The sequence below is a fragment of the Collinsella sp. HCP28S3_G2 genome (assembly GCF_052065125.1).
Taxonomy (GTDB): domain Bacteria; phylum Actinomycetota; class Coriobacteriia; order Coriobacteriales; family Coriobacteriaceae; genus Collinsella.
This window is the reverse complement of record NZ_JBQHUO010000010.1, coordinates 41,504-66,403: the sequence shown is the minus strand read 5'-3', so window position 1 is coordinate 66,403 and position 24,900 is coordinate 41,504. Positions and strand designations below refer to the sequence as shown.

General features: G+C 59.5%; 22 protein-coding genes and 1 tRNA gene. 9 read left to right on the top strand and 14 right to left on the bottom strand.

The genetic code is table 11. The features are described from left to right. Positions 1-95: 95 nt before the first annotated feature. The 3 genes from ACTNB2_RS06935 to ACTNB2_RS06925 all read right to left on the bottom strand — a co-directional run bounded on the left by ACTNB2_RS06935 (position 96) and on the right by ACTNB2_RS06925 (position 5,205). Positions 96-1,292, bottom strand: a complete 1,197-nt coding sequence (locus ACTNB2_RS06935; RefSeq protein WP_441042018.1) for an MFS transporter — start codon at positions 1,290-1,292, stop codon at positions 96-98. 123 nt (positions 1,293-1,415) lie between these two features. After that, a complete protein-coding gene (feoB, locus tag ACTNB2_RS06930) occupies positions 1,416-3,827 on the bottom strand; it encodes a ferrous iron transport protein B (RefSeq protein ID WP_441042017.1) in 2,412 nt (803 codons plus the stop codon). Between the two features lie 478 nt (positions 3,828-4,305). Continuing rightward, positions 4,306-5,205, bottom strand: a complete 900-nt coding sequence (locus ACTNB2_RS06925; protein WP_441042016.1) for an alpha/beta hydrolase — start codon at positions 5,203-5,205, stop codon at positions 4,306-4,308. 247 nt (positions 5,206-5,452) lie between these two features. On the opposite strand from ACTNB2_RS06925, the gene ACTNB2_RS06920 reads away from it, so the two are divergent. The 9 genes from ACTNB2_RS06920 to ACTNB2_RS06880 all read left to right on the top strand — a co-directional run bounded on the left by ACTNB2_RS06920 (position 5,453) and on the right by ACTNB2_RS06880 (position 15,533). Further along, a complete protein-coding gene (locus ACTNB2_RS06920) occupies positions 5,453-6,016 on the top strand; it encodes a PTS sugar transporter subunit IIA (protein WP_154514730.1) in 564 nt (187 codons plus the stop codon). A 179-nt stretch (positions 6,017-6,195) separates the two neighbouring features. Next, positions 6,196-7,599, top strand: a complete 1,404-nt coding sequence (gene asnS / locus ACTNB2_RS06915; protein WP_427718399.1) for an asparagine--tRNA ligase — start codon at positions 6,196-6,198, stop codon at positions 7,597-7,599. Positions 7,600-7,849: 250 nt separating this feature from the next. Next, positions 7,850-8,638 (top strand): hypothetical protein, encoded by a 789-nt coding sequence (locus tag ACTNB2_RS06910; RefSeq protein WP_441042014.1) that lies wholly within the window; start codon positions 7,850-7,852, stop codon positions 8,636-8,638. Between the two features lie 158 nt (positions 8,639-8,796). Continuing rightward, on the top strand, positions 8,797-9,777 hold the full coding sequence (locus ACTNB2_RS06905) for an ABC transporter substrate-binding protein (RefSeq protein ID WP_427718396.1): 981 nt from the start codon (positions 8,797-8,799) through the stop codon (positions 9,775-9,777). 203 nt (positions 9,778-9,980) lie between these two features. Beyond that, a complete protein-coding gene (locus tag ACTNB2_RS06900; RefSeq protein ID WP_427793564.1) occupies positions 9,981-10,904 on the top strand; it encodes an ABC transporter permease in 924 nt (307 codons plus the stop codon). Beyond that, complete coding sequence (locus tag ACTNB2_RS06895) at positions 10,897-11,691, top strand: ABC transporter ATP-binding protein (protein ID WP_117839998.1); 795 nt, start codon at positions 10,897-10,899, stop codon at positions 11,689-11,691. The genes ACTNB2_RS06900 and ACTNB2_RS06895 overlap by 8 nt, the downstream gene beginning before the upstream one ends. A 334-nt stretch (positions 11,692-12,025) precedes the next feature. After that, entirely contained in the window at positions 12,026-12,793 is a 768-nt protein-coding gene (locus ACTNB2_RS06890) for a mechanosensitive ion channel family protein (protein WP_441042012.1), read from the top strand. Between the two features lie 116 nt (positions 12,794-12,909). Continuing rightward, positions 12,910-14,826, top strand: a complete 1,917-nt coding sequence (locus ACTNB2_RS06885; protein WP_441042010.1) for a BMP family ABC transporter substrate-binding protein — start codon at positions 12,910-12,912, stop codon at positions 14,824-14,826. Continuing rightward, positions 14,823-15,533, top strand: a complete 711-nt coding sequence (locus ACTNB2_RS06880; protein ID WP_441042008.1) for a metallophosphoesterase family protein — start codon at positions 14,823-14,825, stop codon at positions 15,531-15,533. Before ACTNB2_RS06885 ends, ACTNB2_RS06880 begins: the two co-directional genes overlap by 4 nt. 50 nt (positions 15,534-15,583) lie before the next feature. Here ACTNB2_RS06880 and leuB read toward each other — a convergent pair whose 3' ends face one another. The 11 genes from leuB to tuf form a co-directional block, all read right to left on the bottom strand. Then, positions 15,584-16,756 (bottom strand): 3-isopropylmalate dehydrogenase, encoded by a 1,173-nt coding sequence (gene leuB / locus ACTNB2_RS06875; RefSeq protein WP_441042007.1) that lies wholly within the window; start codon positions 16,754-16,756, stop codon positions 15,584-15,586. A gap of 6 nt (positions 16,757-16,762) precedes the next feature. Continuing rightward, on the bottom strand, positions 16,763-17,275 hold the full coding sequence (locus ACTNB2_RS06870; RefSeq protein WP_427727054.1) for a 3-isopropylmalate dehydratase small subunit: 513 nt from the start codon (positions 17,273-17,275) through the stop codon (positions 16,763-16,765). A gap of 251 nt (positions 17,276-17,526) precedes the next feature. After that, positions 17,527-18,792 carry a 3-isopropylmalate dehydratase large subunit gene (leuC, locus tag ACTNB2_RS06865; protein WP_441042005.1) on the bottom strand — a complete coding sequence of 422 codons (1,266 nt, stop codon included), beginning with the start codon at positions 18,790-18,792 and terminating at the stop codon, positions 17,527-17,529. 42 nt (positions 18,793-18,834) lie between these two features. After that, positions 18,835-20,370, bottom strand: a complete 1,536-nt coding sequence (locus ACTNB2_RS06860; RefSeq protein ID WP_441042004.1) for a 2-isopropylmalate synthase — start codon at positions 20,368-20,370, stop codon at positions 18,835-18,837. 426 nt (positions 20,371-20,796) lie between these two features. Continuing rightward, positions 20,797-21,504, bottom strand: coding sequence for a 50S ribosomal protein L1 (rplA, locus tag ACTNB2_RS06855; RefSeq protein WP_154514750.1), 708 nt, complete (start codon positions 21,502-21,504; stop codon positions 20,797-20,799). 116 nt (positions 21,505-21,620) lie between these two features. Next, a complete protein-coding gene (gene rplK / locus ACTNB2_RS06850) occupies positions 21,621-22,049 on the bottom strand; it encodes a 50S ribosomal protein L11 (protein WP_022093893.1) in 429 nt (142 codons plus the stop codon). Between the two features lie 120 nt (positions 22,050-22,169). After that, the gene (gene nusG, locus ACTNB2_RS06845; protein ID WP_427718370.1) at positions 22,170-22,706 is read right to left on the bottom strand and encodes a transcription termination/antitermination protein NusG; all 537 of its coding nucleotides are present in this window, start codon (positions 22,704-22,706) and stop codon (positions 22,170-22,172) included. A 3-nt stretch (positions 22,707-22,709) separates the two neighbouring features. Continuing rightward, positions 22,710-23,048: a preprotein translocase subunit SecE gene (gene secE, locus ACTNB2_RS06840; protein WP_154514754.1), complete on the bottom strand. Its 339-nt coding sequence runs from the start codon at positions 23,046-23,048 to the stop codon at positions 22,710-22,712. A 76-nt stretch (positions 23,049-23,124) separates the two neighbouring features. Next, positions 23,125-23,200, bottom strand: a tRNA-Trp gene (locus ACTNB2_RS06835). Between the two features lie 13 nt (positions 23,201-23,213). Next, positions 23,214-23,363, bottom strand: a complete 150-nt coding sequence (rpmG, locus tag ACTNB2_RS06830) for a 50S ribosomal protein L33 (RefSeq protein ID WP_102372646.1) — start codon at positions 23,361-23,363, stop codon at positions 23,214-23,216. 278 nt (positions 23,364-23,641) lie between these two features. Beyond that, positions 23,642-24,832: an elongation factor Tu gene (tuf, locus tag ACTNB2_RS06825; protein ID WP_154514756.1), complete on the bottom strand. Its 1,191-nt coding sequence runs from the start codon at positions 24,830-24,832 to the stop codon at positions 23,642-23,644. Positions 24,833-24,900 lie beyond the last annotated feature (68 nt).

The following is a 24,900-nucleotide window of genomic DNA, read 5'->3' as shown; positions in this document are numbered from 1 at the left end:
CAGCCCCTTTCTAAGTTGCGGTGAAATACGGACTGTTTGCCGGGTTTATTGGGCCCAGCAGTCCGTATTTCACCGCAACTGATGAGGAAACGTGATTAGGCGACGGGCTTGGCGCGGCGGATAGCTGGGAACATCACCGTGATGGCGAGGATGACGCCCACGACGGCAATCGCCCCGCCCGCGAAGCCGATCCAGGCGATACCGGGGCCCGAAACCACGGCGCCGCCGATCGCGGTGCCCGTGCCGATACCCAGATTAAACAGGCCCGAGAAGATCGACATGGCGACAGCCGACGAATCCGCGGGCGTGTACTTGATAAGCTCGGCCTGAAATGCCACGTTAAAGGCCGTGGCGCAGCAGCCCCACAGCACGCAGACGGCAAGCACTGCTGCGAGCGACGATGCGGCCGAACCCATGAGCAGCAGGGCCGCTGGCACGCCGGAGAGCGTGATAGCCAAAAACGGGAAGCGGTGCCCGTCGAACAGGCGGCCAAACAGCCAGCTGCCCACCAGACCGGAGAAGCCAAACGCCGTCAGCGTCATGGTAATGGCGCCCGCGTCGACGTGCGCGACCTGCGCCAGGAAGGGCTCGATATAGCTGTAGCCTGTGTAATAGCCGGTCGCCATAAAAACCGTGACCGCGTAGAGCGCGATGAGGAACGGGTTCTTGAGCAGCTCGGGCAGCTGTTTAACGGCAAAGCGCTCACCCGCCGGCATGGCCGGGAACACCGCTGCCTGGTACACCACCGCGGCGGCAGAGAAGGCCCCGACCACAGCGAATGTCATGCGCCAGCCCACAGCCAGCCCGATGGCGCGGCCGATCGGCAGGCCAAAGATCTGCGCGATGGACGAGCCCGTGGCGATCATGCTGATGGCGAGCGCCCCGTGACGGGTGTCGACCAGGCGCGAGGCCATAATCGAGGCGACCGACCAGAACACGGCATGTGCGCAAGCGACCACCAGGCGTGCACAGACCAAAATAGGATAGGTGGGCGCCACGGCGGACAGGAACTGACCCAGAGAGAACACGGCGAGCACGCCGAGCAGCATACGCTTGAACTCAAAGCGCGAGGCAAACACCATAAGCGGAAGCGACAGCAGCATGACGCCCCAGGCGTAGACCGAAATCATGATGCCTGCCTGGGCCTCGGTGAGCGAGAACGATACGGCAATATCAGTCAGAAGGCCGATGGGCGTGAACTCCGATGTGTTGAACACGAACGCGCAGCAGGCAAGCCCGATAAGCGGGAGCCACTGCTTGAGCGAGATGCCATCTTGTCTTGCCTGAGTCATGTAGGAAACCTCTCCGATTGTCTTGGGCGGTGGGCGATTATATAGCAACGGCCCCGCATCCGTCAGTACAGATGCGGGGCCGCAATCAACTCAATACACAGAGGTTGCGCCGTCAATAAATAGCTAAGCCAACCCCAGCAATATGCCCGCCGAATGCACGACAAACGCCACAATCCAGGCGACCGTCACCTGAAACGCGAACACGGCAACGGCATAGCGCGCGCCCAACTCGCTCTTGACGGCACCGATTGCCGCCACGCAGGGCGGGTACAGCAGCGTAAAGACCAAGAACACGTAGGCGGTAAACGGCGAAAACATGGTCGACAGCGCCGCGGGTGACGTTGCATCCAAAAGCACGGTGAGGGTCGAGATGACGCTCTCCTTGGCGATAAGTCCGGTGACGAGCGCCGTGGATGCACGCCAGTCGCCAAAGCCAAGCGGTGCCAACGCCGGCGCGATGATGCTACCCAGACCGGCAAGTAGACTCTGCGACTGATCGGCGACCACATTAAAGCGGATGTCAAACGTCTGGAGGAACCAGATGACCACGGTGGCGGCAAAGATGATGGTAAAGGCCTTGGTAATAAAGTCCTTGGCCTTATCCCACGCCAGCATCACCGTCGTCTTGATGCTCGGCAGGCGGTAATTGGGAAGCTCCATGATAAACGGCACCGGGTCGCCCTTAAATGCCGTGCGGTTGAGCACCAAAGCCGCGATGCAACCGACCGCAATGCCAATCAGATAGAGCGAGACCATGGCTGGGACCGTCGCCTGCGGGAAGAATGCTCCGCACAGCAAGCCGTAAACCGGCAACTTGGCCGAGCAGCTCATGAACGGCGTGAGCATGACCGTCATCTTGCGATCATGCTCGGATGGGAGTGTACGGGTCGACATGATAGCCGGCACGGTGCAGCCAAAACCGACGAGCATGGGCACAAAGCTGCGGCCCGACAGTCCAAAGCGACGCAGCACCTTATCCATGACAAAGGCCACGCGCGCCATGTAGCCGGAGTCTTCCAGAATGGAGAGGAACAAGAAGAGCACGACGATAATCGGCAGGAAGGTCAGCACGCTGCCCACGCCCGTAAGCACGCCGTCGACAGCCAGCGAGCGCACCACGTCGTTGGTTCCGAACGCCTTGAGACCCGCATCGGCCGAGGCGATGATGACAGCGATGCCGTCCTCCATAAGTCCCTGCAACGCCGCGCCGATCACGCCAAACGTCAGCCAAAAGACGAGGCCCATGATCACCAGAAACGCCGGGATGGCCGTGTAGCGACCCGTCAGGATGCGGTCGATCTTAACGGAGCGCACGTGCTCGCGGCTCTCGTGCGGCTTCACCACGCAGCGCCCGCACACGTCGCCGATAAAGCTAAAGCGCATATCGGCCAGCGCGGACAGGCGGTCGGTGCCAGCCTCGCCCTCCATCTGGGTAATGATGTGCTCGATAGCGTCAAGTTCGTTGCGATCCAGGTGAAGTGCCTCGGTCACCAGCTCGTCGCCCTCAACCAGCTTGGTCGCCGCAAAACGCACCGGAATGCGGGCCGTCACGGCATGGTCCTCGATCAGGTTGGCAATGCCGTGGATGCAGCGATGCAGCGCACCGCCGTCCGGGCCATCGGGCGCGCAGAAGTCCAGGCGACCCGGGCGCTCGCGGAACCGCGCCACATGCAGAGCGTGATCCACCAGCTCGCCGATACCCTCGTTGCGGGCAGCGCTAATGGGGACAACAGGCACGCCCAACAGGCTCTCGAGCAGGTTGACGTCCACGGCACCGCCGTTGGCCGTCACCTCGTCCATCATGTTGAGCGCGATGACCATGGGGCAGTCGAGCTCCATAAGCTGCAGCGTCAGGTAGAGGTTGCGCTCGATATTGGTGGCATCGATGATGTCGATGATGGCGTCGGGATGCTCGTCAAGGATGAATTGACGGCTGACAATCTCCTCGCCCGTGTACGGCGACAACGAATAAATACCGGGCAGGTCGGTAACGCTCGCCTCGGGGTGGTTACGGACAGTACCGTCCTTGCGGTCGACCGTCACGCCGGGAAAGTTACCGACATGTTGGTTGGAACCCGTCAGCTGGTTGAACAGCGTGGTCTTGCCGCAATTTTGGTTGCCGGCGAGGGCAAAGTGCAGCGGCGCGCCCTCGGGCACGGCCGTTTTTGCCGCGCGGGGCGAATACGTCCCCTCACCGAGCGCCGGGTGCTCCGTCGTGCCGATTGCGGCGTTAACGCGCGGGCTCGTATCGGTGTCGTGAATACCCACGAGCTCAATGCGAGCAGCATCGTCTTTGCGCAGCGTCAACTCGTAGCCACGCAGGCGAATCTCGAGCGGGTCGCCCATGGGGGCGTACTTCATCATGGTGACTTCGGTGCCCGGCGTTAAGCCCATGTCCAAAATATGCTGTCGGAGTGCCTGATCGTCCGATGCCACCGATGCGACAACGGCGTCCTTTCCAATCTCGAGTGTATCGAGCTTCACGTCCGTGTTCCTCCCCCGACGCCCACAGGGCGTTGCATTTATGTTCACCATTGCTAACCGTTTGCCATGGCTAACCAATTTTAACCATGCATGATAGCGCGAACATGCAGCGACGTTCAATCAACAGATTGTTGCAATGGGGATTCCGGACCCCGGTTTTCCAGACGAGCCTGCTGCGGAAACTGCATCCCGCTACTCAGGCGAATTCCGGGATGCAGTTTCCCGATGGGGCCTCTCGGGGAAACCGCGTCCCACTCTGAAGCTTCAAAACGGGATGCGTTTTCCGGTTGAGGCATCTTGCGGAAAATGCATCCCGGAATCGTCGCTCAGACCGGGACGCATTTTCCCGATCGACCCTCTGCGGGAAACTGTATCCCACCTTGAGGGGCAAAACTGGGACGCGGTTTCCGGCCCGGGCATCAAAACGAAATTACGGTGGAATAGTTCCTGTTTGGGGCTTTAACCAGCAAAAACAGGAACTATTTCACCGCAAGTTACGAGGGACGGGATGGGGCTGGCCCTCTTACTCTTACAGATGGCGCTCCAGGAAGCGGAAGGCTAGGCGAATCCAAGGGCGAACCGCCACCTGCTTGTCCTCGTTGTCGACCGCGGTATTGGCATTGCCGAGCGAAAGGCCGTGACCGCCTTGGTCAAAGACGTGCATCTCGCAAGCGACGCCCTCCTCGGCCATGCGCTGAGCAAACGGATAGACCTGCGCGATCGGCGCTGTTTTGTCATCGGACACGCCCCACACAAAGGTCGGCGGCATCTGACGCGAAACATGCGTGGTAGGGCAGATATCGGCCAGGTGCTCTTCGGTGGCCTCGCCGCCGGTCACCATCGACAGGTAGTCGTTGAGCAAATCGCGCCCCGTCTTGCCGCCTGTCTTGGGCACGCGCAAGTCGATGCGCGGATCGCGCGTCTGCATGTCGCGGACATAGGCAAAGTCGAGCAATGGATAGCCCAGCACCACGGCATCGGGACGAATGTCGTCCGGACGCGCCCCGGCAAGTGCCGCGAAGGGACCGGTCTTCCACTGCGTTGCCAGCGAGGCGCAAATCATGCCGCCCGCCGAAAAGCCCACAACGCACACGCGCTTGGGATCGACATGCCACTCGTCGGCATTCGCACGAACCGTGGCGACCATCTTGGCAAGATCTGCCTGGGGGTGCGGAAAGCTCACGTCACCCGTGCCACTCGTGACATAGTTGAGAACAAAGGCCTGGTACCCGCGGTCCAAAAAGGCAAACGCCACCGGATCTTGCTCATGCGGGGCGATGTGCGTAAACGCGCCTCCGCCGCAGATGATCACTGCCGGGCGACGACCATTGGGCTTGCCGGGCAGCGGTTCGGCCCCCATATAGGTAAACGTCGCCGGATATTCATCGGTCGGCTCCTCGCCCCACAGCGCATGGCTCTCGACGATCATATATGCTCCCTTCGCGCGATTCGTGCGCACGTTATGTATCGCCTTCAAGCGTACCCCACTTGGACGCACGGCATCGAAACGTATCCGTAATAAGTTCCCTTCAACTGATATATCACATAATCCCAGCTCAGGGCCGTCGTTGAGCAGCGTAAAATAGAGACGCTGACCGAGCCGGTAAACACACACGAAACGTTTCCGGCAAAACTACGCGTGCGCTACATGCGCACTTGATACGTTGGAGGCATCTATGGGTCTACTCGATTCGCTCAAGTCCACGTTCAACTCGTCGGGCGAGGCGTCCGTACCGCCCGCAGCAAGCTTCGCCACCCGCGAAGGCGTCATCTACGCTCCCGTTAACGGTGTGCTCGTCAATCTAAACGAGATTCCCGACGAGACCATCGCCTCGGGTATGCTCGGCCAGGGCTACGGCATCGAGCCCATCACCGGCACCATCTATGCGCCCGCTAACGGCCGCATCGGCGCCACCACCGTCACCAACCACTCTATTGGCATGATCACCGAGGACGGCCTTCGCGTGTTCATCCATGTCGGCCTGGGCACCGTACAAATGAACGGCAAGGGTTTTGCCCGCTTTGTCGAGATGGGCGATGTGGTCAAGGCAGGCCAGCCGCTCATCAGTTTCGACCGCGATGCCATTAAGGCCGCTGGCCACGAGGACATCGTGACCGTCATCATCTCCGAGCTCGATCGTCTTAAGAGCATCGACCATGTCGGCGAGTCTGGAACGCTTATCGGCGGCAACCCGCTCGTCAAGCTGGGCGACCCGCTGCTGGTGGCTAAGACCAAGTAACGAGTCCTGCGCCGTACAGCCAATAGGCAACACGCCAAGCGCCCACGACCATCTGGCCGCGGGCGCTTTTCGTTTGAAAACCGTCCCGTCAATACCTTATCTGTATAGCCCAAATGAGCCGAGCTGCTAGAATATCGAACTGTATGGATAACTATCATTCAACCGCTATGGGAGGATACGTGAACCGCACCAAAATCGCGCAGCTCTATGCCGATTCCGAGTCGCTCGGCGGCCAGACCGTCACTGTCGCCGGCTGGGTCAAGTCCGTCCGCGACATGAAGAACTTTGGCTTCGTCACGCTCAACGACGGCAGCTGCTTCCGCGACCTGCAGGTCGTCATGAACCGCGAGACGCTCGGCAACTACGACGAGATCGCCCACCAAAACGTCTCGGCTGCACTCATTTGCACCGGCACCGTCAAGCTGACCCCCGATGCGCCCCAGCCTTTCGAGCTTTCTGCCACCTCCATCGAGGTAGAGGGCACGAGCGCCCCGGACTACCCGCTGCAGAAGAAGCGCGCAACCGTCGAGTTCCTGCGTACCCAGCAGCACCTGCGCCCGCGCACCAACCTGTTCCGTGCCGTGTTCCGCATCCGCTCTGTCGCGGCTGCCGCCATCCACCGTTTCTTCCAGGAGCAGGGCTTTGTCTACGTCAACACCCCCATCATCACCACGAGTGACTGCGAGGGCGCCGGCGAGATGTTCCGCGTGACCACGCTCGACCCCAAAAATCCGCCTCTCACCGAGTCCGGAGAGGTCGACTGGAGCCAGGACTTCTTTGGCAAGCATGCAAGCCTTACCGTGTCCGGCCAGCTCAATGCCGAGAACTTTGCCATGGCCTTTGGCGACGTGTACACCTTTGGCCCCACCTTCCGCGCCGAAAACTCCAACACCACGCGCCACGCCGCCGAGTTTTGGATGATCGAGCCCGAGATGGCCTTTGCCGACCTGAACGACTACATGGATAACGCCGAGGCCATGCTCAAGTACGTTCTTAAGGACGTTATGGCCACTTGCCCCGACGAGCTCAACATGCTCAACAAGTTTGTGGACAAGGGCCTGATCGAGCGCCTGAACCACGTGGCCAACTCCGACTTTGCCCGCGTCACCTACACCGAGGCCGTCGAGATCCTGGAGCAGGCCGTCGCCGCCGGTCACAAGTTTGACTATCCTGTCAGCTGGGGCATTGACCTGCAGACCGAGCACGAGCGCTTCCTGACCGAGGAGCACTTTAAGCGCCCGACCTTCGTGACCGACTACCCGGCCGAGATCAAGGCCTTCTACATGCGCATGAACGACGACGGCAAGACCGTCGCCGCCGCCGACTGCCTGGTTCCCGGTATCGGCGAGATTATCGGCGGCTCCCAGCGCGAGGAGCGCCTGGACCTGCTCGAGGCCCGCATCAAGGACCTTGGCATGGCCCCCGAGCAGTACAAGTACTATCTTGACCTGCGCCGCTATGGCTCCTGCAAACACGCCGGCTATGGCCTGGGCTTCGAGCGCTTGGTCATGTATCTGACCGGCGTGGGCAACATCCGCGACGTCCTTCCGCACCCCCGCACCGTGGGCAACGCCGATTTCTAATCGCCACTGCTCCGCCCCGCGCGTTACAGCGTGTCGCACCAGCGCCTCTCGGCAAGCCGAGGGGCGCTTTTTTCAACAGCATCCGTCAGGCTTTTGTCAAGCTTTTGGTCAGCTGATCAGGGCTGTTGAAAACTCGACCCGCCGCTTGCCGACGACTACCGACCACCCAGAGTGCCCTGTGCCCCTAAGCAAACCCCGTGTCCTAGGCTCCGTAGCGTCATCACCCAAAAACGGAAAGGACGTGAACGCAATGGCCAAACCCGCTGTTGAGAACTACGAGGCAACGACCAGGGGTGCTGCTTCCATGGCAGCCTATCGCGCTGTGCGTATCCTGCAACTCTTAAGCGAGCATACCGGTGAGGACAAAGCGCTTCCTCCCGATGAGCTGATCGAGCGCCTCGCCCATCCCGACGACCCCGCTCGCATGCCCATCTCGGCAGCGCGACGCAGTATCCATACCGCGATTTCCGCCCTGCGACATGCCGGATACGAGATTGAGTACAAGCGCGGCGCGGGTTACCGACTTCTCACCCGACCGCTCTCCGACGAGGAAATCATTCGACTCCATGGCATGGTCATGCGCAACCGCTCCACACCCATCGCGACCAGGAAAAGCATAGCGCGCCATCTGGTCGCCATGGCAAGCGCCGACGTTCGCGGCTATCTCGATACGTCCGAGCCGGCACCAAGCGCAGAAGGCAAACCCGCCAAGGCCACGCGACCGCCCGCCAAACGCATCGATACCTGCGAGCTCATCGAGCGGGCCATCGACCACGGAACCACGGTGAGCTTTGACATTTCAAGCGTCACGACACACGACAAGACCGAAGTGACGAGGATGACCGTTCGGCCTTTTGCCATCAAACAGCGAGACGGCGTCTCGTATCTGCTGGGAACGGTCGTCGACGGGCACGGCTCCGACGACACCCTACGCACCGTCGAGGTCGGCCGCATGAGAAACGTTAGCACGCGCCTGCTCGACGGCAAGAAGCTCTTTGCCGCGCTGGACGAGGGGGAGCGGCCCGCGCCCGCCGCCTAAGTCTTGCCGTTGCCCGCCAAATCCCCCGCCGTCCATCCGGTTCAGTATTAAAAAACCCGACAGGTTGTTGAAAAAATGGGCATCGGCGCTACTATAGACCCACTTGCACTTTGTTTGAGTGCAGTGTTTCCAGCAATTTCTATACTGGGGGTAATGACATGAACGACATCACCATCAGCCGCAGGAGCCTTCTGGTCTCCGCCGGCCTGCTCGCACTGGCCCCGCTCGCCGGATGCGGCGGCAACTCTGGTTCCGGCTCTGCAGCCGCCGGTTCCGACTACACCATCGGCGTTCTGCAGCTCACTGAGCACTCCGCGCTCGACGCCGCCAACGACGGCTTTGTCAAGGCCATCAAGAAGAGCGGACTCAAGGTCAAGATCGACCAGAAGAACGCCCAGAACGACCAGTCCACATGTAAGTCCATCGCCGACAAGTTTGTGGGCGACAACGTCAACTTGATCTACGCCATCGCCACGCCTGCCGCACAGGCTGCCGCCGGCGCCACGGCCGATATCCCCATCGTGGGCTGCGCCATCACCGACTACGCCGCCTCCGGCCTGGTCCAGGACAACGACAAGCCCGGCACCAACGTCACCGGCGCCTCCGACCTCACCCCGGTCGCCGAGCAGCTCGAGATGATGCAGAAGGTCCTGCCCGACGTTAAAAAGGTCGGTCTGCTCTACTGCACCGCCGAGTCCAACTCCGACGTCCAGATCAAGGCCGCCAAGAAGGAACTCGACAAGCTGGGCCTGGAGTACACCGATTTCACCGTCTCGAGCTCCAACGAGATCCAGTCTGTCGTCGAGTCTGCCGTGGGCAAGGTCGACGCGCTCTACTCCCCTACTGACAACACCATCGCCGCGGGCGCTTCGCAGGTCGGTCAGATCTGCAAGGAGAACAAGCTTCCCTTTGTGACCGGCGAGGAGGGCATGTGCATGGCCGGCGGCCTGTTCACCCTTTCCATCAACTATGAGGACCTGGGCTACGCCGCGGGCGAGATGGCCGTTAAGATTCTGAAGGGCGAGGCCAAGCCCGAGGATATGCCGATCAAGCACCTCTCGAGCAAGGATCTGGTCGTCGTCAAGAACGACGAGATGGCCGAGGCCCTGGGCATCGACCTTTCCGCTCTAGACGAGTAGCGCCATGCGCGGTAACGCAGCTAGGCACGCGCTTGCGCCATAGCTGCGTTATTCAATATCTGAGTCATTGGGGCGAACGCTAAAGACCGGCGTTCGCCCTGCTTGTTTTTGGTAAAACAAAATGTCCGTCCGCTGCTCTTTTATGCATTGGTACCGCTATTATGGAAAATCACGTGTCCACCCTATCCTAGGAGGTATGAAGCATGCTCATTGCATTGCAGGGCGCCGTTTCGCAGGGTGTCCTCTGGGGCATTATGGTGCTTGGCGTGTTTATCACGTTCCGCCTGCTCGACATCCCCGATATGACCTGCGACGGCAGCTTTGCCCTCGGCGGCTGCGTCTGCGCCGTGCTCATCGTCAGCAACAATGTCGACCCGTTGCTCGCCGTTTTGGCCGGCATGTGCGCCGGTGCCATTGCGGGCGCGGTCACGGGCATTCTGACCACCGTCTTTGAGATTCCCGCGATCCTCGCCGGAATCCTCACCCAGATCAGCCTGTGGTCCATCAACCTGCGCATCATGGGCAAATCCAACACGCCTATCCTTGCCAAGGGCACCGTGTTCTCGGCCGTCAGCAATATGACGGGCCTGCCGCAGTCCACCGTTGCCATCATCCTGGGCATCTTGCTCGCCGTGGCTATCGTTGCCATCCTGTATTGGTTCTTTGGCACCGAGATCGGCTCGGCGCTGCGCGCCACCGGCAACAACGAGTACATGATCCGTGCCCTGGGCGTCAACACCAACTCCACTAAGATGATCGCCCTCGTGCTCTCCAACGCCCTCATTGGCCTTTCGGGCGCGCTCATCTGCCAGAGCCAGAAGTACGCCGACATTGGCATGGGCACCGGCGCCATCGTTATCGGTCTCGCCGCCATTGTTATCGGCGAGGTGCTCGGCCGCCTGCTGCCCGGCGGTCTCACGCAGTTTAGCGTCCGTCTTGCCTCCGCCGTCTTTGGCTCCGTGGTGTACTTCCTCATCCGCGCCATCGTGCTGCAGCTGGGCATGGACGCCAACGACATGAAGCTGCTCTCCGCCGTGATTGTCGCCGTGGCCCTATGCGTGCCCGTGGTTTGGGAGCGCTATAAGCTCCGCAGCTCCTACACGAAGGGGGATGAGGCAGATGCTTAAGCTCTCGCACGTCAAGAAGACCTTTAACAAGGGCACCGTCACCGAAAAGCGCGCTCTTACCGGCGTCGACCTTACCCTCAACGATGGCGACTTTGTAACCGTGATTGGCGGCAACGGCGCCGGCAAGTCCACGCTGCTCAACATGATCGCCGGCGTATATCCGCTTGATTCGGGCGTTATCGAGCTCGACGGCACCGACATCTCGCGTCTGAGCGAGTCGCAGCGTGCCAAGTACCTGGGCCGCGTGTTCCAGGACCCCATGCGCGGCACCGCAGCCGACATGCAAATTGCCGAGAACCTGGCACTCGCCAAGCGTCGCGGCCAGCGTCGCGGCCTTTCGTGGGGCGTCACCAAGGCCGAGAAGGACGAGTACGTCAAGCTGCTCAAACGCCTGGACCTTGGTCTGGACACGCGCCTCAACGCCAAGGTCGGCCTGCTCTCGGGCGGCCAGCGCCAGGCACTCACCCTGCTCATGGCCACGCTCACCAAGCCGCGCCTGCTGCTGCTCGACGAGCATACCGCGGCACTCGACCCCAAGACGGCCTCTAAGGTGCTCAATCTGACCGAGGAGATCGTCGACGAGAACCACCTGACCACGCTCATGGTCACGCATAACATGAACGACGCTATCCGTCTGGGCAATCGCCTGATCATGATGCACGAGGGCCACGTAATCTACGACGTGGCGGGCGATGAGAAGAAATCGCTCACCGTGGCCGACTTGCTTCAGAAGTTCGAGGAGGTCTCGGGCGGCGAGCTCGCCAACGACCGCATGCTGCTGAGCTAAACCTACCAAAAAGGGACAGGTTTATTTTGGCAGGTTTTATCTGCGCAGACGTCAAAACCGCCGCAAAGGGACAGGCACCTTTGCGGCGGTTTTCGCATATTATGTCGATAATCCAGCGTCAGCAGGGACTACTGGTTAAGAACTAAGGAAACTGCCATGAGAGGATCTCTTCCTCGTCTTGCTTGACCGCCGCACTCCTTGCCGGCGTACTCGCCGGCGCCCCAGCTTACGCCACCGCGGACGCCCCATCTCAAGTTATCGGCCCGTCCAATGTGATCGGACGGGCTTTTTGGTGGGTATTATGGTTGAACGATCTTGAGGAGGTTTTCCCTACATGGAATTGTTTGAGCCGATTCTTCATTTCTTTGAGCAGCGGTGGGTCCACAACATCATCTGGGCTGGCATCTTGGCGATAGGCACCGCCGTCGCCGCCAAAGTCGTTTCCAAGACGCTGCGTCACCTGCTCAACCGCGACGATAACCCGCTTCCGGCATCGAGCATCTTCATCAACATTGCGCGCGCCGTCATCTGGACGATTGGCGGCAGCTTTATCCTCGACAACTGCTTTGGCATTAACGCAAACGCGCTCGTCGCCGCTCTTGGCGTCGGCGGCATTGCCATCTCGCTCGGCTTTCAGGACACGCTGTCGAACCTTATCGGCGGCATGCAGGTGACCTTTATGGGCATCATCAAGCCCGGCGACAATATCGAGGTTGGCGGCGTGTCGGGCGTGGTACAGGACATCACCTGGCGCCACACGACCATCGAGGATGCCTACGGGCAGACCATCATTGTGCCCAACTCCAACATCTCCAAGGACACGCTCGTGCATCTGATGCCCTTTGGACGTGTGGCCGTGCCCCTCGCGGTAAAAGACCCCTCCAAATGGGCATCACTCGATGCGTTAGCAGACGAGCTCACGAGAGCAACCAAAACGGCCGTCTCGCCAATCTCGGGCTTTGACCAGGAGCCCTACGTGCTCTTTAGCGAAATCGGCGACTTTGGCATCAAGGGCAAGATCATCTTTATCGTCAGCGACGACAGCACCACCTTCACGGCAGCCGACGCCTGCATCCGCGCCATCGCCCCCATCATCGCCTAAAGCACCACAAAGGGGACAGTGAACTGCCTCCCATTTCTTTGACATCGGAAAATGGGAGGTTTTCATTCGTGGTACCATAGTTCATACAGTTGTTTAAACGACTAAGGGAGCAAACTATGGAAGAGGCCTACCGTCAAGCACGCAAGCGCGGCGAGCAAGGACGTCGACGCGCCATTAGCCAAAGCGAGCATCCATACCTTACGGACCTCGACAGTTTGGTTGCCCAGCTCCCCCTAGGTCAGCGAGAGAATGTCGGCCTGCGGGATATTCCGCTCGAAATGGTTGTCGGCACGGTTACCAAGGGCCGTCAGTCCGCCTTTTCATGCAACTTTATGCCCCTGCTGCCGTTTAGCACCGAGTTCGCCCGCAAGTGGTCCAACCTCTACGACATTCAGGTAACCGAGGGCTATCGCGACCCCATCATCGTCACCGAGTTCATGCATAGGTTCTATGTCCAGGAGGGCAACAAGCGCGTCAGTGTCCTCAAATTCCTGGACGCTCCAACGGTTTCGGCCAAGGTCACCCGCCTCTACCCCGGCAAATGGGATTCCGTCGAAAGCCGCCTGTACGGCGAGTTCTGCGCGTTTTGGCGCGTCTGCCCCCTATACGAGATCGAGTTCTCGCGTGAGGGAAGCTACGAGACGCTCGCCAAGATGCTCGGCCAGAACCTTATCGAAAAATGGCCCCAGAAAAAGGTCGACTACCTGCGCCACACCTTCCTACTCTTTAAGCGCGCCTACCTTCGCGCGGGCGGCGACCACCTGGACATTACGCCCGCCGACGCCATGCTCGTCTACCTCAATGTATACAACCAGGACCGCCTGCTGGATACGCCGACAGATATCGTCGTAAACCGCCTGTGCAAGATCTGGCGCGAGCTGGTCATTGCCGGGAAAAGTGACGAGGACAAGGTCGATCTTGTCGAAGCGCCAAACGTCGATGAGGAGGAGTTGCCCGCCAAGTCCACCTCCGGCATGCTCAACTTCTTTATGGGCAAGACCGTCTATTCGGCGGCCAACCCCCTGCGCATCGCCTTTATCCATGAATTCACCTGTGCGACGTCGAGCTGGGACAGCCTGCACGACCAAGGGCGTCAGTATCTCGATGAGCACTTTGGAGGTATCGTGCGCACCGAGGCGTTTGAGGACTGTCACGATCCGGACGTGTTCTATGCCGCTGTGGAAACGGCTGTCAAACATGGAGCTAACGTCATCTTCTCGACCTCACACCGCCTGATGGAATACACGCTCAGGGCTGCCGTTGAATATCCCCGGGTTCGGTTCCTTAACTGCTCCATCGGCCTTCCCCACCAAAGCGTCCGTTCGTACTTTGGCAAGATGTACGAGGCCAAGTTTCTCCTGGGCGCCCTTGCCGCCAGCATGGCGGACAACCACCGCATCGGTTACCACGCGTCGGTCTTCGCCTCGGGTGCACTCAGCGAGATCAATGCCTTTGCGATTGGCGCCTCGCTGCTCGACCCCCGTGCGCAAATTATCCTGACCTGGGGCGATGTGCCCGCCGGAGGCCTTGCCGAGGCCATGTGCCGCGAAGGTGTAAGCGTCATGACCGGCGCCGACATGTCAAAGTCGCTCGAAGACCCCACGGCCTACGGACTCCACCGCCTGGTCGATGGCAAGGTTGCCGGCATTGCCATGCCGGTATGGAACTGGGGCCGATACTACGAGCTTATCGTGCGAAGTCTACTGCATGGCACCTGGGACGAGACCAGTGACGACAGCCAGGTTCGCGCCGTCAACTACTGGTATGGCATGAGCTCGGGCGTTATCGATATTCGCTACGCTCCGGGTCTGCCCTATCAGACGCGCAAGCTTGTTCAGCTCCTCCGCAATGGCATCGTCGAGGGCTCCATCAATCCATTTGGCGGCGAGCTCCATAGCCAAGACGGCGTGGTGCAGATTGAGGGCTTTCCCCCACTGCCGAGCACGCAAATCGTCGAGATGGACTGGCTGGCAGACAACGTGGTGGGCACCATTCCGCAGCCCGACGATGAGCCGAAGGTCCGTGCTCTATGAAAATTCTTGCCATAGCCGATACCGAAGAGCGATGCCTATGGGAGTGCTTTCGCAAGGAACGCTTTGAGGGTGTCGACCTGATTTTGTCCGCTGGCGATCTGGACCCGGACTATCTTGAGTTTTTGGTCACGGTCATCAACAGACCGCTCATCTACGTGCGTGGCAATCACGATGACCGCTATGCGCGTCATGCACCGGGCGGCTGCATCTGTGTCGAAGACACCGTGTACGTGTATCGCGGCGTCCGCATTGCGGGGCTTGGCGGCTCCATGCGCTATCGAGATGGCGCTAACATGTACACCGAGCGCGAGATGGCCAAGCGCATGCGTAAGCTGTCCCGCAAAGTGAGGATGGTCGGCGGCTGCGACATCTTGCTCACCCATGCGCCCGCCGCCGGCATGGGCGATCTGGACGATCTGCCGCATCGAGGATTCGAATGCTTTAACACAGCGCTCGAGACATGGAATCCCGACTACATGGTGCACGGGCATGTGCACCAATGCTATGTTCGCGACTTTCAACGCGAACGCCAGCACGCATGCGGGACGACGATTATCAACGCCTGCGGCTATACGCAGTTTGAGCTTGACGAGGCGCGCTACCCCATCCGTGGATGGCAGGCAGCCTGGCTCAATTCGCAAACCATGCGCCGCGAGCTCAAGCGCCACGAGGCAATCGAGTCCTCAACCGCCAGAACCCCCTGGTAACCACCACAAAGGGGACAAGCGCCTTTGTGGTGGCTCCGGACATCTCGACGCTACAGCGCGGCGATGACCTTATCGCCCATCTGGGTCGTGCCGAGGATCTTATCGGCAGGGGTACTGGCATCGGCGATGTCGCGGGTACGCCAGCCTTCATCAAGCACACGTGCCACGGCATTTTCGATCCAAGCAGCCTGCTCACCCATGTCGAGCGCGTACGTGAGCAGCATTGCCGCCGACAGGATCTGCGCGAGCGGGTTAGCGATACCGAGCCCCGCGATGTCGGGCGCGCTGCCGGCGCTCGGCTCAAACAGCGACACGCCATCGCCCAGCGAAGCCGAGGCAAGCATGCCGAGCGATCCGGTAATCTGCGCCGCCTCGTCGGAGAGAATGTCGCCGAACATGTTCTCCGTAACTACGACGTCAAAGTCGGCCGGTCGGTTAATGAGCTGCATGGCGGCATTGTCGACGAGCAGGTCCTCAAGCTCTACATCTGGATACTCCTCGTCATGCACGCGATGCACGACCTCACGCCACATGCGGCTCGTCTCCAATACATTGCGCTTGTCCACGCTTGTCACCTTGCCGCGGCGCTTGCGAGCTGCCTCGAACGCCTGGCGGGCGATGCGCTCAACTTCGTACTCGCGGTACTCCATTACGTCAACCGCGCGCTGGCCAGCCACACCGTCGGTGCCCGCACCGCCCTCGTCATAAAAGCGCTCGTGCTTGCCAAAGTAAATGCCACCGGTAAGTTCGCGGACGAGTACCATGTCAACGCCCTTGATGACTTCGGGACGAAGCGTCGATGCGCTGGCAAGTGCGTCGTAGATTTTTACAGGGCGAAGGTTGGTATAGAGGCCGAGTTCTTTGCGGATACGCAGCAAGCCTTGCTCGGGGCGCGGGACCGCCGGATCGGTCGAATCCCACTTTGGGCCACCGACGGATGCCAACAGCACGGCGTCCGACGCCTTTGCCGCCGCAAGGGTTTCATCGGGCAGCGGATTGCCGCACGCATCGATCGCCGCGCCACCAATCAGGTGATCCTCAAAGGCAAACTCTACGCCAGCGCGCTTGCCCACGGCAGCCAGCACCTTCTTACCCTCGGCAATGACCTCGGGCCCAATGCCGTCACCAGGAAGACAGCAGATCTTATAGGTCTTCTTCACGTTGCAGCTCCAGCTCTCGCTACTCGGCCCGTTTGCAAACGGATTATCCAGCTTGACCGTCATAATCGCTTACGCCTCCTGAGCCTTTGCCGCGACAATCTTGGCACGCGTGCGCGCAACCAAACCGCCGGCCTCGATAATCTCGGCAATAAATGGCGGGAACGGCTCAGCTGTAAAAGTCTCGCCAGTACGCTCGTTGGTGATGACACCCGCATCGGTATCGACCTTCACGGTATCGCCGGCACAAATCGCATCGACAGCTTCGGGGCACTCCATAATGGGCAGGCCCACGTTAATGGCATTGCGATAGAAGATGCGTGCGAAGCTCTTGGCAATAACACACGACACCCCTGCAGCCTTAATGGCAACCGGGGCATGCTCACGCGAAGAACCGCAACCAAAGTTCTCCTCAGCCACAATGATGTCACCGGGCCTCACGGCAGAGGCAAACGCGGGATCAATATCCTCCATAGCATGCGCCGCCAAGTGCGCATGGTCGGACGAGTTCAGATACCGAGCAGGAATAATCACATCAGTATCAACGTCACGACCATATCGAAAAACCGAACCTTCAAAGTTCATATCATTCTCCGTTCAAACATGGAATGCGGGGGATTTGATATTTACTTACTTACTCGGACAGTCCTGCTCGCACGGAGAGCACATTAAGTGCTCTCCGGCTCGTGCGGAACTCGACGCAAGCAAATATCAAATCCCTCGTTCGCGTTTCGGCTACAAAAAAGCTAATGGAAAGTTAGCGTTCGCCTTCGGCGAACAAAAAAGTGCCAGGACTGTCCGCAGTAGCGAGCAAAGGTCGAAGGACCCCGTAGCCCCTACAGGTCAGACGGCAAGCATATGTGCCCCGCCACGGCAGAAGCAGCCGCCACGGCCGGCGAGGCCAGATAGACCTCGGACGTGGGGTCGCCCATACGGCCGACAAAGTTGCGGTTGGTCGTAGAAACGCAACGCTCCCCCGCCGCCAAGATGCCCATGTAGCCGCCCAGGCACGGACCGCACGTGGGCGTGGAGAACACACAGTTGGCATCTAGGAAAATGTCGGTCAATCCCTCCTTCATGCACTGGCGGAAGACCGCCTGGGTCGCCGGAATCACGATGCAACGCACCCCGTCGGCAACCTTATGGCCGCGCATGACTTCGGCCGCAGCACGCATATCCTCGATACGTCCGTTGGTGCACGAGCCGATTACCGCCTGGTTGATCATGATGTGACGGCTCTCGCTCACCGGATGGGTGTTGCTGGGCAGATGCGGCCACGATACACACGGCTTAATGTCGGCCGCGTCAATGGCAATAACCTTGGCATACTCGGCGTCTGGATCGGCGTGATACTCAACGTAATCACGTTCGCAGCGCCCCTTGAGCCAGGCGCGGGCAACATCATCGACCTCGATAATGCCCGCCTTGCCGCCCGCTTCGATCGCCATGTTCGAAATTGTCATGCGACCTTCCATCGACAGGCCCTCGATGGTGCTGCCGGCAAACTCCATGGCCTGGTACAGGGCACCGTCCACGCCGATCATGCCGATAATGTGCAGGATGATGTCCTTGGCGGTGGCACCGTCCTCAAGCTCGCCGTTAATCTCAAAGCGAATCGTCGGCGGCACCTTAAACCATGCGCGCCCCGTGGCAATGCCCACGCCGGCGTCTGTTGAGCCCACACCGGTCGAAAACGCACCCAAGGCGCCATACGTGCAGGTATGCGAGTCGGCACCGATAATCAGATCGCCCGGGACCACCACGCCGCGCTCGGGCAGCAGGGCATGCTCAATGCCCGCGCAGCCTTGCTCGTAATAGTGCGTCACATGCTGCTCGTGCGCAAAATCTCGCATCTTTTTGGTCTGCTCGGCGCTCTTGATGTCCTTGTTGGGCGCATAGTGATCGGGCACCAGGCAAACGCGGTCGCGATCGAACACCTCGGTGGCACCCAGCTCGCGAAAGACATCGATCGCGATGGGTGCGGTAATGTCGTTGGCGAGCACGATGTCCAGGTCGCATTCGACCAGCTGGCCCGGCTTTACCTCGTCGAGCCCGGCGTGTGCCGCCAAAATCTTCTCTGCTACGGTCATGGAGCGTGCCATGTGATTCCCCTCTCGTACGGGCGCATGCCCGGCTGGTGCTTGTTACTTGCCCGCCTTGGAACGGTTGGTCTGAATCATGCGGTTAATAGCGTTGATGTAAGCCTTGGCCGAGCTCACGATAATGTCGGTATCCGCGCCGCGGCCGGTGTAGATCTTGCCGTCCTCGGCGGTGATGCGCACCGTCACCTCGCCGATGGCGTCGATACCACGCGTAATGGCCTTAACGTTGAACTCCGTCAGCTCGCCATGGGCAGAGATGGCCTTGTCAACCGCTTTGTACGCCGCATCCACCGGACCGGTACCCGTCGAGCAAACCACCCGTGTCGCGCCGTCCTCGTCCGTGATGGTTGCCGTGGCCGTAGGAATAAGCGGGTCGCCGCAGGAAACCTGGAGCGCGTCGAGGGTGTAGATCGCCTTGACCTCGCGCTGGCGCTCCTGAATCATCGACTCCAGGTCCTCGTCAAAGACTTCCTTCTTTTGATCTGCAATCTCCAAGAAGCGCTGATAGATCGACTCGAATTCCTCATCGCCAAACGTATAACCCAGCTCAGCGAGACGATGGCGCAGCGCCGCATGGCCCGAACGTGCCGAAAGGATAATCTCGGATCCCGCTGCACCCACGTCCTTGGGATCGATAATCTCGTAGGTGTCACGCGCCTTGAGCACGCCATCCTGGTGAATGCCCGAGCTGTGGGCAAACGCATTAGCGCCCACAATGGACTTATTGGGCTGCACGTTAATACCAGTAATTGAACTGACGAGCTTGGATGCGCGCGTAAGCTCGGTCGTCACGATATCGGTATGTGCATCCAGGTCCTGCTCGTGCATCCTCATGGCCATGACGACCTCCTCGAGCGCCGTGTTGCCCGCGCGCTCGCCCAAGCCGTTGACGGTGCACTCGATCTGCGTCGCGCCATTGCGGACCGCCTCGAGTGCAAGGGCTGTGGCCATGCCCAAATCGTTATGCGTGTGGACCGAAATCGTAACGTCCTCGATTCCGGCCACGCGCTCGCGCAGATCGCGAATACGAGCACCAAACTCCCAAGGCATGTTATAGCCCGTGGTGTCCGGAATATTCACGACCGTAGCGCCGGCCTTGATCGCTGCCTCGATAATGCAGACCAGGAACTCCTGATCGGAGCGGCCCGCATCCTCGGCATAAAACTCGACATCGTCGACAAACTTACGAGCGTGCTTTACGGCGTGAATAGCGCGCTCGATAGCCTCATCCTCGGTCATATGGAGCTTGTCACGCAGATGGCTGGGGCTCACACCCAGACCGGTATGGATACGGGGCCTCTGAGCCGTCTTGAGGGCTTCTGCGGCCACTTCGATATCCTTATCGACCGCACGGGTGAGACCGCATACCGTGCACCGGTCACCCGCGATCTTGCCAATCTCCTGTACGGAACGATAATCACCGGGGCTCGAAATAGGAAATCCCGCCTCGATCACGTCGACATTCATACGTACCAGCTGGCGTGCAATAACGAGCTTTTCCTCGGTATTCATGCTGGCGCCGGGAGACTGCTCCCCGTCACGAAGCGTTGTGTCAAAGATTGCGATTTTGCGGCTCATGATTTCCTCCTGACAGGCTAAAGATACAGATGGCTTTCAGGAGAGATGGAGTGCCTCAAGATAGAATAATACCCGTGTCGCTCATCACGCCCAAAAGCGGCGGAAGATAGCGCACCCGGGTACAACTAATCGTTATAGCGAAATTACAACCCTAGCGCGCTATCCAATCTAGTAGCGCTAGGCCTAGGAGCTGCTGTTTGTTATAGAACATATCTGGCTCCTTTCAGCCTTGGGTATTCACTACATTGGGCTAAAGTGTAACACAGGCAAAACGACGCGCAACGGGGATTTTGAACCAAAACCACCACAAAGGCGCCTATCTCCTTCGTGTTGGTTTTGGCCCGAAATAGCAAGGAACCCGGTCCTGCACGAGACAGAACCGGGTTCCTTTAGCAATGCTTGCTTTGCTCAGGCAGTAGCTAGAAGTTACTCAGCCAGGAAGTCACGCTGGACAGCGGGATCGACCTTGACGCCAGGGCCCATGGTGGAAGACACAGAGATGGACTTGACGTACTTGCCCTTAGCAGAAGAGGGCTTGACGCGCAGGATCTCGGTGTACAGGGCAGCGTAGTTCTCAACGAGCTGCTGCTCAGAGAAGGACTTCTTGCCCAGGGGCACGTGGCAGATGCCATAACGGTCGGCGCGATACTCAACGCGACCGGCCTTGAGCTCGGAGACCATCTTGGCGACGTCCATGGTCACGGTGCCGAGCTTGGGGTTCGGCATGAGGCCACGGGGACCAAGGATCTTACCGATGCGGCCAACCTTGGCCATCATGTTCGGCGTAGCGATAGCGGCGTCGAAGTTGATCTCGCCCTTCTGGATCTGGGCGACGAGCTCGTCGGAACCGATGATGTCGGCGCCGGCAGCCTCGGCCTCACGGGCCTTCTCGCCCTCGGCGAAGACGGCAACGCGAACGGTCTTGCCGGTGCCGTGGGGCAGGGAGATGGAACCACGGATGTTCTGGTCAGCCTTACGGGTATCGATGCCCAGACGGAAGTGGGCCTCGACGGTCTCGTCGAACTTGGCGGTGTCGAGCTCCTTGATGAGCTTGGCAGCCTGAAGGGGGGTGTAGAGCGTGGCGCGGTCGACCTTCTCGGCAGCGGCGTTATAGCTCTTACCATGCTTAGCCATGTGCATTACCTCCTGTGGTTAAACGGGCGTGAACCCTCCCACATCGTATCGTGTGCCCTATTGCACACATTTAACGGGCGCCCCGGTCGGAGCACCCGTCGTTACCTAGAAAAACGCTACTCAGCGATGGTGACGCCCATGGAACGGGCGGTACCGGCGATGATCTTCTTGGCGGCGTCAATGTCGTTGGCATTGAGGTCCGGCATCTTGATCTCGGCGATCTTGGTGAGCTGCTCCTGAGAGAGCTGGCCAACCTTGTCGGCCTGGGGCTTAGCGGAACCAGACTTGAGGTTCAGCTCCTTCTTGATGAGGTGAGCCGCCGGCGGAGTCTTGGTGATGAAGGAGAAGGACTTATCCTCGTAGACAGAGATCTCAACGGGGATAATGTCGCCCTTCTTGTCCTGCGTCTCGGCGTTAAAGGCCTGGCAGAACTGCATGATGTTCACGCCAGCAGCGCCCAGGGCGGGGCCGACGGGAGGAGCGGGGTTAGCGGCACCAGCAGGAATCTGGAGCTTAATGACGTTGGCAACCTTCTTCTCAGCCATGGTCATTCCTTTCGAATCACGAGTGTGAAGTACTTGCTATATCGTAAGCACGCACGTGTTAGAAGCACTCCTGAGATGAGCAGTCACAGAAGAAGCACGCTCGCGCGAACGGACGAAAACTTAAGCGATGACAGCGACCTGGTTAAAGTCAAGCTCAACCGGCGTCTCGCGGCCAAAGATCATCAGCGTGACCTTGAGCTTGCCTGCCTCGGCGTTAACCTCGGAGACCTTGCCATCAAAGTCGGTAAGCGGGCCATCGGTGACGCGGACGGACGTACCAACCTCAATATCAACCGACGTACGCTTGGGCGAATCGCCCTTACCGGGACGACGAGTCATCTTATTGTACTCGTCGCGGGAAAGCGGAGCGGGCTTGCCGTTGCCGCCCAGGAAACCGGTGACACCGGGCGTGTTGCGAACACACGTCCATGCATCGTCATCCATCTCCATGCGAACCAGGACATAACCCGGGAAGATCTTAGAATCCTTGGTCTCGCGCTTGCCACCCTCTTTGATCTCGGTGACGCGCTCCATAGGAATCTCAATATCAAAGATACGATCCTGCATGCCCATGGTCTCGATGCGATGCTCGAGATCGGACTTAACGCGGTTCTCGTATCCAGAGTAAGTGTGGACGACGTACCAACGCTTAGACATGGTTTAGCCCCTCAATCCAGAGAACAGAGCAAGAGCCTCGCCAAAGCCAGCATCGAGCAGAGCGATGACGACGCCGACGACGATCAGAGAAGCGCAAACGACGACCGAGTAGTTCACGAGCTCCTTCTTATCGGGCCACGTGACACGCTTCATCTCGGACTTCACCGAAGCAAAATACTTCTTGGTGCGGGCGAAGAAACCGGGCTTCTCGTTCTTCTTGGACTTCGCAGCCTTCTCGCTCTTCTTGGCAACGGCCTTCTTGGCCTCAACCTTGGAGTTGGCGGCAGCTTTGTTGGCAGGCGCCTGCTGCTGTGCCTTCTTCTTGTTCTTCTTGTTGGCCATTTGGGTTACCTCCGCGCAATGCGCTTATACATGAGTAAACCGTAAGCCCCCAAATGGGAGCTTACGGAATAATGACTGGCACGCCAGGAAGGACTCGAACCCTCAACACTCGGTTTTGGAGACCGATGCTCTACCAATTGAACTACTGGCGTATGTGACTAGAGACTAGCGAGTCTCTTTGTGCAGCGTGTGGTGACGGCACCAGGGGCAATACTTCTTGATCTCCATACGATCAGGCATGTTCGCCTTGTTCTTAGTGGTCGTATAGTTGCGGCGCTTGCACTCAGTGCACGCAAGAGTAACTAGAGTACGCATGTATCCTGAACCTTTCATATCCGCCCCGTACGGGCACGAGTTGGTACTTTATCAGCTCTACGTAAGTGCTGTCAACGAAAACCTCGAATCAATTGGTTCTCGGTAGATCCATTCATATTTGGAACACATCAATGGAGCCAACGAGATCTAATCGATCCCTCACGCTCAACTTAAGAGCGAGCTAAGCGTAATCATCAGGCAAAAAGACCAGCGTAGAAAAGAACCCGGCACCCATATAAGTGCCGGGTTCTCTAAGTCAGCTGTATCAGAGAGCTAATTTACTCAATGATCGTGGAGACGATGCCCGAACCGACGGTGTGGCCACCCTCGCGGATAGCGAAGCGCAGGCCCTCCTCCATAGCGATCGGGTGAATGAGGTCGCCCTCGATGGTGATGTGGTCACCAGGCATAGCCATCTCGGTGCCCTCGGGGAGCTTGACCGTACCGGTAACGTCGGTGGTACGGAAGTAGAACTGAGGACGATAACCATCGAAGAACGGGGTGTGACGGCCGCCCTCCTCCTTGGTCAGAACGTAGATCTCACCGGTGAACTTGGTGTGCGGGGTAACCGAACCGGGCTTGCAGAGAACCTGGCCGCGCTCGATGTCCTCGCGCTTGATGCCGCGGAGCAGCAGACCGACGTTGTCGCCAGCCTCGCAGAAGTCCATGGACTTACGGAACATCTCGATACCGGTAACGACGGTGTTCTGGGTATCCTTGATGCCGACGATCTCGACGGGCTCGTTGAGCTTGAGCTCACCGCGCTCGACACGGCCGGTAGCAACGGTACCACGGCCGGAGATGGTCATAACGTCCTCAACGGCCATCAGGAACGGGAGGTCGTTGTCACGAGCAGGCGTCGGGATGTACTCGTCGACGGCAGACATGAGCTCGCGAATGGCGTCCATCCACTTGGCGTCGCCCTCGAGAGCGCCCAGAGCGGAACCACGGATGACGGGGATGTCGTCGCCGGGGAATTCGTACTCGGAAAGGAGCTCACGGGTCTCCATCTCGACGAGGTCGATGAGCTCGTCATCGTCGACCATGTCGCACTTGTTCAGGAAGACGACGATGTAGGGAACGCCGACCTGACGGGCGAGCAGGATGTGCTCGCGGGTCTGAGCCATGGGGCCGTCGGTAGCGGCGATGACCAGGATAGCGCCGTCCATCTGAGCAGCACCGGAGATCATGTTCTTGACGTAGTCAGCGTGGCCCGGGCAGTCAACGTGGGCGTAGTGACGGGCAGCAGTCTCGTACTCGACGTGGGAGACGGAGATCGTAATGCCGCGCTCGCGCTCCTCGGGAGCCTTGTCGATGTTCTCGAACGCAGTGAAGTCAGCCTTGCAGCCCTCGGTCTCGGAGAGAACCTTGGTGATGGCAGCGGTCAGCGTGGTCTTGCCGTGGTCGACGTGACCGATGGTGCCGATGTTAACATGCGGCTTAGTGCGCTCAAACTTCTCTTTGGCCATAAAGCCCTCCTCTAAACAGGTCGTCCCCGGACGGGACTATGCCTTTATACCATAGTGGCCTCTCAACA

Bases quoted from the DNA above. Each gene is read 5' to 3' on its own strand.
- ACTNB2_RS06935 (WP_441042018.1), bottom strand. From the start codon at position 1,292: ATGACTCAGGCAAGACAAGATGGCATCTCGCTCAAGCAGTGGCTCCCG.
- tuf (WP_154514756.1), bottom strand. From the start codon at position 24,832: ATGGCCAAAGAGAAGTTTGAGCGCACTAAGCCGCATGTTAACATCGGC.
- leuC (WP_441042005.1), bottom strand. From the start codon at position 18,792: ATGGCACGCTCCATGACCGTAGCAGAGAAGATTTTGGCGGCACACGCC.
- ACTNB2_RS06920 (WP_154514730.1), top strand. From the start codon at position 5,453: ATGGGTCTACTCGATTCGCTCAAGTCCACGTTCAACTCGTCGGGCGAG.
- ACTNB2_RS06925 (WP_441042016.1), bottom strand. From the start codon at position 5,205: ATGATCGTCGAGAGCCATGCGCTGTGGGGCGAGGAGCCGACCGATGAA.
- ACTNB2_RS06860 (WP_441042004.1), bottom strand. From the start codon at position 20,370: ATGAGCCGCAAAATCGCAATCTTTGACACAACGCTTCGTGACGGGGAG.
- ACTNB2_RS06895 (WP_117839998.1), top strand. From the start codon at position 10,897: ATGCTTAAGCTCTCGCACGTCAAGAAGACCTTTAACAAGGGCACCGTC.
- ACTNB2_RS06900 (WP_427793564.1), top strand. From the start codon at position 9,981: ATGCTCATTGCATTGCAGGGCGCCGTTTCGCAGGGTGTCCTCTGGGGC.
- feoB (WP_441042017.1), bottom strand. From the start codon at position 3,827: ATGGTGAACATAAATGCAACGCCCTGTGGGCGTCGGGGGAGGAACACG.
- ACTNB2_RS06885 (WP_441042010.1), top strand. From the start codon at position 12,910: ATGGAAGAGGCCTACCGTCAAGCACGCAAGCGCGGCGAGCAAGGACGT.
- rplK (WP_022093893.1), bottom strand. From the start codon at position 22,049: ATGGCTGAGAAGAAGGTTGCCAACGTCATTAAGCTCCAGATTCCTGCT.
- ACTNB2_RS06905 (WP_427718396.1), top strand. From the start codon at position 8,797: ATGAACGACATCACCATCAGCCGCAGGAGCCTTCTGGTCTCCGCCGGC.
- nusG (WP_427718370.1), bottom strand. From the start codon at position 22,706: ATGTCTAAGCGTTGGTACGTCGTCCACACTTACTCTGGATACGAGAAC.
- ACTNB2_RS06870 (WP_427727054.1), bottom strand. From the start codon at position 17,275: ATGAACTTTGAAGGTTCGGTTTTTCGATATGGTCGTGACGTTGATACT.
- ACTNB2_RS06890 (WP_441042012.1), top strand. From the start codon at position 12,026: ATGGAATTGTTTGAGCCGATTCTTCATTTCTTTGAGCAGCGGTGGGTC.
- rpmG (WP_102372646.1), bottom strand. From the start codon at position 23,363: ATGCGTACTCTAGTTACTCTTGCGTGCACTGAGTGCAAGCGCCGCAAC.
- rplA (WP_154514750.1), bottom strand. From the start codon at position 21,504: ATGGCTAAGCATGGTAAGAGCTATAACGCCGCTGCCGAGAAGGTCGAC.
- ACTNB2_RS06880 (WP_441042008.1), top strand. From the start codon at position 14,823: ATGAAAATTCTTGCCATAGCCGATACCGAAGAGCGATGCCTATGGGAG.
- ACTNB2_RS06910 (WP_441042014.1), top strand. From the start codon at position 7,850: ATGGCCAAACCCGCTGTTGAGAACTACGAGGCAACGACCAGGGGTGCT.
- leuB (WP_441042007.1), bottom strand. From the start codon at position 16,756: ATGACGGTCAAGCTGGATAATCCGTTTGCAAACGGGCCGAGTAGCGAG.
- secE (WP_154514754.1), bottom strand. From the start codon at position 23,048: ATGGCCAACAAGAAGAACAAGAAGAAGGCACAGCAGCAGGCGCCTGCC.